This window comes from Kitasatospora sp. NPDC007106 (assembly GCF_040634455.1).
In the GTDB taxonomy this organism is placed as follows: Bacteria; Actinomycetota; Actinomycetes; order Streptomycetales; family Streptomycetaceae; genus Kitasatospora; species Kitasatospora arboriphila.
This window is the reverse complement of the sequence record NZ_JBEYFP010000661.1, coordinates 1-3,299: the sequence shown is the minus strand read 5'-3', so window position 1 is coordinate 3,299 and position 3,299 is coordinate 1. Positions and strand designations below refer to the sequence as shown.

Below are 3,299 nucleotides of genomic sequence, written 5' to 3'. Positions count from 1 at the left end.
CGCCGTTGATGGGCGGGACGTCCGGCCGGTCCAGGTCGGCGGCCGCCGCCGGGCCGTGGTGCACGGTCTCCAGCCCGATCCGGGCCGCGGCGCAGGCGTAGTGCAGCTGGGCCTCGGCGAGCCGGGGCGGCGGTGCGCCGGGCCCGGTCTCCAGCGGGCCGGCGGTGGGCAGCTCCAGCAGGTCCAGCAGCAGGGCGTGGTCGGCGTGCAGCAGGCGGTCCTCGCTCATCGGGCGGCCGCCCCGCCGGGGAGGGACGCGGGGACGGCCCGGCGGCCGCCCGGGAGCGCCGCCGCGGGGATGCCCCGCAGGCCGCCCGGGACGGCCCGCCAGCCCGGGGCGGACGGCAGCAGCTGCTGCTCGACCAGCCGGGCCAGGGCGCGCCCCGCGCGGACGAAGCCGCTGTCGGCCGCGCCGTCCGCGGCGGTGAGCCCCTCGTGCGGCCGGACCTGCAGGTGCGGCTCCAGCGACCAGGCGCCGCTCCAGCCGCGGTCCAGCAGCAGCCGCAGGGTGTCGGCGACCCGGGCGGTGCCCTCGCCGGGCGGCACGTACCGCGTCCGATCCGCGCCGCCGACGGCGTCCTTGACGTGCACGTGGGCCACGTGGTCGGCGACCTCCAGCAGCATCCGGTGGCTGTCGTAGCCGTACGGGACGCCGTTGCCGGTGTCGAGGAGCAGCCGCAGGGCCGGGCTGTCCACGGTGGTGACCAGGTCGAGCATCCGCTCGGCCGAACCGCCCGCCCAGCCGCTGCAGTTCTCGTGCAGCAGGACGAGGCCCAGGCCGTCGGCGAGTTCGGTGAGGGCCCGCATCCGCTGCAGCACCAGGCGGCGCCACTCGGGCTCCGGCAGGCCCGCGTTGGGGTAGGACATCACCCGGACGAACCGGGTGCCGAGGGCGGCGCAGCGCGGCCCGAGGGCGGTGAGCTCGTCGAGGTCGCGGTCGAAGGGGTCGGCGACGGTGCCCGCCCAGTTGCCGATCCGGGAGGCCGCGCCGACGACCCGCACCCCGCGCTCGGCGACCCGGTCGGCGATCCGCCGGACGGCGTCCTCGGGCAGGTCGGCGATCCACTGCCCGTCGACGGTGCGCAGCTCCAGGTGGTGCCAGCCGAGCCGGGCCAGGGCGGCGAGTTGGCCGGTCAGGTCGGCGGCGGCCTCGTCGCCGATGCCGGCGAAGCGGATCCGCGGTGCGGCGGCGGGGGCGCTCATCGGGCGGCCGCCCGGACCGGGGCGGCGGGCCGGGCGGCGGCCTTGGCGCGGTCGAGCAGGCGGACCACCTCGGTGTTGACCGCGAGATCGGGGTGCGGCCCGCCGCCGCCCGCGGCGAAGTAGCGGTAGGCGCGGCGGACGAAGGCGGTCAGCGAGTCGTCGTGCAGCAGCTCGGTGGTCTCGCCGTCCCGGTCGATGGTGATCAGTTGGGCGTAGGAGTCGGCCTCGCTGCCGGGGTAGTGCCCGATCAGGGTGCCGCCGGCGAGTTCGAGGGTGACCCGGCGCTCGCGCACCGGGGAGGTCATGTCGGAGCGGATCCGCGTCCAGACCCCGGAGCGGTGCTCGACCTTGAGCCAGGCGCTGCCGAGCCGGGGCAGCACCCGGCCGTCGACCACCATGTCGGTGCCGCCCGCGCCGGTCACCTCGCCCGGCCCGGCCAGGGCGAGGCAGAGGCCGAGCGAGTGCGGCAGCTCGATGTCGAAGGCGGTCGGGTGGCCGTCGGCGGCGAGCGAGCGGGAGAAGCGGGGCTTGCGCTGGACGACGTGGACGGTGCGCAGCGGCCCGTACGCGCCGGTGGCGAGCACGGTGCGCAGCCGGTCGGTGAGCCGGCTGCCGAGCCACTGGGCGACCACCACCAGGTCGAGTCCGTGGCGGTCGCGGACGGCGAGCAGGTCGTCCAGGCCGCGGGCGTCGGTGGCCAGCGGCTTCTCGACCAGGATCCTGCGGAAGCCGAGCCGGCCGAGTCCGTCCAGCACGGCGGCCCGGGCGGTGGGCGGTGTGCACAGGTGCACCACGCAGTCGGCCGGGTCGAGCAGCCGGGCGGCCTCGGCCGGGGTCACCCGCCGCAGGTCGGCGGCGGGCGGCCAACTGCGCTGCGGGTCGGCGGCCAGCACCGGGGCCGCGGCGAACAGCCGGGCGGTGTCCGCGCCGGCGCGGAGTCTGCGGAGTACCGGCAGGTGCAGGCCGAGGCCCGCACGCCCCATGCCGACGAGCAATGTCCGGAGTCCGTCCGCCATGGTGAGCCGTCATTCCTTCCGAGCCGGGGCAGTGCGTCGCGGACATTCAATCAGCACACGGACGGTGGATTTGACCGTGCGTCAAATAATGTGCACAGAATGCCATTCGAAGGAGTGAAGTGCCCTGGCCGTCCCGGTCATCAGCCGTGGTCGTGACGTAGATTGCCTGCCGCGCGCCCCGGTATTCCGGGTTCATGTCCGTACGATCTGATGAGAGTTTCATGGGCGAACACCCCGGGGTCTCCTTCTTCACGCAGGCGGAGAGTTTCGAGTCCCTCTGGCCTGCCACCCGGCGCCATCTCGACGAGCTGATGGACCGGGGCAAGTACTCCCACGGCCCCAAGGTCGCCGAACTCGAGGCGGCCCTCGCCGCCTGGACGGGCGCCCGCCACGTGATCGGGGTCAACAGCGGCACCGACGCCCTCGTGCTGCTGCTGCGGGCCGCGGGGCTGCGGCCCGGGGACGAGGTGGTGGTGCCCGCCTACACCTTCGTCGCCTCCGCCTCCTCCGTGGTGCTGGCGGGCGGCCGCCCGGTCTTCGCCGACATCGACCCGGTCACCTACGGCCTCGACCCGGCGAGCGCCGAGGCCGTCGCCACCGACCGCACCACGGCGGTCATGCCCGTCCACCTCTTCCACCAGCTCGCGGACCTGCGCGGGATCCTGGACGTCGCGGCGCGGCGCGGGCTGACCGTGGTGGAGGACAGCGCCGAGGCCTTCGGCATGCGCTGGGACGGCGTCCACGCCGGACTGCACGGCGCCGGCGGCGTGCTCTCGTTCTTCCCGACCAAGACCCTCGGCGCGATCGGCGACGCCGGCGCCGTCCTCACCGACGACCCCGGGATCGCCGAAGCCGTCTCCGCGATGCGCCACCACGGCCGCTCCGGGGCCGGCGTCGACGACTTCCCGGCCATCAACCGGCCCACCGACCTGCTCGGCGTCAACAGCAAGATGGACGACGTCCAGGCCGCCGTCCTGCTCGCCAAACTCACCCGCGCCGAACGGGACATCGCCCGCCGCGCCGCCCTCGCCGCCGGCTACACCGAACGCCTCGCCGGCAGCCCCGGCCTCCACCGGCTGC

General features: G+C 75.7%; 3 protein-coding genes and 1 pseudogene. 1 reads left to right on the top strand and 3 read right to left on the bottom strand.

Going from position 1 to position 3,299, the window contains the following annotated elements; translation table 11 throughout:
* From ABZ641_RS30335 to ABZ641_RS30325, 3 genes and pseudogenes are all read right to left on the bottom strand, one after another.
* A pseudogene (locus ABZ641_RS30335) lies at positions 1–229 on the bottom strand (peptidase M20); the annotation flags it as partial.
* Positions 226–1,203, bottom strand: coding sequence for a sugar phosphate isomerase/epimerase family protein (locus ABZ641_RS30330; protein WP_359986922.1), 978 nt, complete (start codon positions 1,201–1,203; stop codon positions 226–228). The gene ABZ641_RS30330 and the pseudogene ABZ641_RS30335, both read right to left, overlap by 4 nt.
* Complete coding sequence (locus ABZ641_RS30325; RefSeq protein WP_359986919.1) at positions 1,200–2,219, bottom strand: hypothetical protein; 1,020 nt, start codon at positions 2,217–2,219, stop codon at positions 1,200–1,202. The genes ABZ641_RS30330 and ABZ641_RS30325 overlap by 4 nt, the downstream gene beginning before the upstream one ends.
* Before the next feature lie 221 nt (positions 2,220–2,440).
* Between ABZ641_RS30325 and ABZ641_RS30320 the strand changes: the two genes are divergently transcribed.
* Positions 2,441–3,299 (top strand): aminotransferase class I/II-fold pyridoxal phosphate-dependent enzyme (locus ABZ641_RS30320; RefSeq protein WP_359986917.1); only part of this gene is annotated, 859 nt, incomplete at its 3' end.